The organism is Desulfogranum japonicum DSM 18378 (genome assembly GCF_000429945.1).
Classification (GTDB): Bacteria; Desulfobacterota; Desulfobulbia; order Desulfobulbales; family Desulfobulbaceae; genus Desulfogranum; species Desulfogranum japonicum.
This window is the reverse complement of sequence record NZ_AUCV01000113.1, coordinates 1-1,913: the sequence shown is the minus strand read 5'-3', so window position 1 is coordinate 1,913 and position 1,913 is coordinate 1. Positions and strand designations below refer to the sequence as shown.

1 protein-coding gene is annotated in these 1,913 nt (G+C 43.6%); it reads left to right on the top strand.

Going from position 1 to position 1,913, the window contains the following annotated elements; all coding sequences use genetic code 11:
* Positions 1–279 precede the first annotated feature (279 nt).
* Positions 280–1,881 (top strand): ISKra4 family transposase, encoded by a 1,602-nt coding sequence (locus G493_RS0122540; protein WP_028582171.1) that lies wholly within the window; start codon positions 280–282, stop codon positions 1,879–1,881.
* Positions 1,882–1,913: the final 32 nt, after the last annotated feature.

Sequence of the window (1,913 nt, the reverse complement as noted above, 5' to 3'; positions counted from 1 at the left end):
GGGTGTAGCCGGTCTATATTAAAACTCTCTCAAGTTATCTATCTGTTTTTTCGTTGTATGCAAACCGCTTAATTCGACGCCCCCAGCCAAAATGTCGATTTTTGTAAATATAATTGAATTGTGATCCAGGCTCTTTTTGTGTCATTATCAGGGCAAGCGTACGACATGAACCGAGAAAAACTTTAATAACCTATTGAAAATAAAAATAAAGAAGGTGATATTCTGGCCAGACAGTGTATTCAACCATAGCTAACCGATTCAATACAATGGAGAAGCAATATGGTTGGACAAGTTACCTTGCTACAGAATCATAAAAAGACTCAAAGAAATACGCATAATCGGCAAAACGATAGGCCAACGGTTGAACAGCCGCTGGCAATTGATGACCTCAAACAACAACTCCGAGAATGCTTTGAATCCATTCTTCAATTTTGTTTATCCGGGGATAACGATAGCCTGTTCTTTTCCTTTGAGAAAAAATTGCAGGATAAAATTTTCTTGCTCGGAGCGCTCTATTGTCAGCTGTACCTTATTTCACGTCATGAACGTTTTTGCTATTCAAACTGGTTGAAAGGAGACCGTTATTATGCGCAAAGGAATTTGAGCGGCCGAACAATTTGTACAATCTTTGGCGAAGTAAGATATTGGCGCCGATATTTTATTCACAAAGGGAATTCCTCTGGTTTTTTCCCGTTTGACACAGCTGTCGGGTTGAGCAAAGATGGTTTCAGTCCACTGGTTATGAAATTGGCTGCAAAACTGGCGACTCGTGTGAGCTTCGGAACGTGTATACTTTTACTGCGGTCTTTTTACGGTTGGTCACCGAGTAAGGAAAGTATCCAGGATATGGTGTTGGGGATTGGCAGAGAGGCATCATGTTATATGGAGACTGCCAATTTTACCGAGGATGAAGGAGAGGTATTGGTCATCGAAGTGGACGGAAAGGCAATAGCTACTTTGACTGATAGAGAACTTGCGAAACGAAAAAAGAGCCGGAAACGACAAAAAGTTTCCTGTTGTCGTCGCCATAGGGGCAAGGCGTGTCGTAAACAGACCAAACGGGTTCGTCGTAAGGCAGACGATTTGAGCAAGAACGGTCGCAGTGCTACAGTGGTTGTGATGTACAGCCTGAAATTAGGCACAGACAAACGTTTGCACGGCCCAATCAATAAAAAGGCTTGGGGATCTTTTACTCCCCGAAAAGTAATGCTTGAATGGGCTCGCAGGCAAGCAACCAAAAGAGGGTTTCCGCCAGATACAAACAAGCAGGTGCACATAGTAGTTGATGGTGAACCATGTCTCAGGGATGGCCTGGCAAAACTCTTTCCAAATGCCACATTTTGTTTGGATATTCGCCATGCTGAAGAGTATCTCTGGAAATTTGGCAGAGCCTTCTATCCTGACGATAACATAAATCAAAAAAATCGGGAGGACTTAGTCGATACCTTGCGTGCCAAGCTATACGAAGGGGAAGTGGAAAATCTTCTTGAATTATTGAAGGAAGTGAGATGCACCCTGTCACCTAAGGCCAAACGAGATAAAGCTGTCAGAAAGGCTGTTGCCAAAGCGATTACATATATGCAATCTCGAGTAGATATGATGAATTACCAAAAATATATCGAGGAGGATTTGCCGATTGGAAGCGGGATGGTTGAGGGAGCCGTTCGTAATGTAATCGGCGAACGGCTGGATTGTTCTGGGATGCGTTGGAAACCTGAACGAGCTGAAGCGTTGCTTCACCTGAGGTGTATCGAACTCAACGGCGATTGGGATCATTTTTATGACTGGGCATATGGCCAATGGGTCAAGCGAATGCAAAGCGAAGAAAGAAACATCCAGGTGAGATCAAGTAAACCGTTGGAACTACCAAAGGCTGCGTGAATTTTATGCTTTATGGGAGATCGGCTGCACCC

Bases quoted from the DNA above. Each gene is read 5' to 3' on its own strand.
- G493_RS0122540 (WP_028582171.1), top strand. From the start codon at position 280: ATGGTTGGACAAGTTACCTTGCTACAGAATCATAAAAAGACTCAAAGA.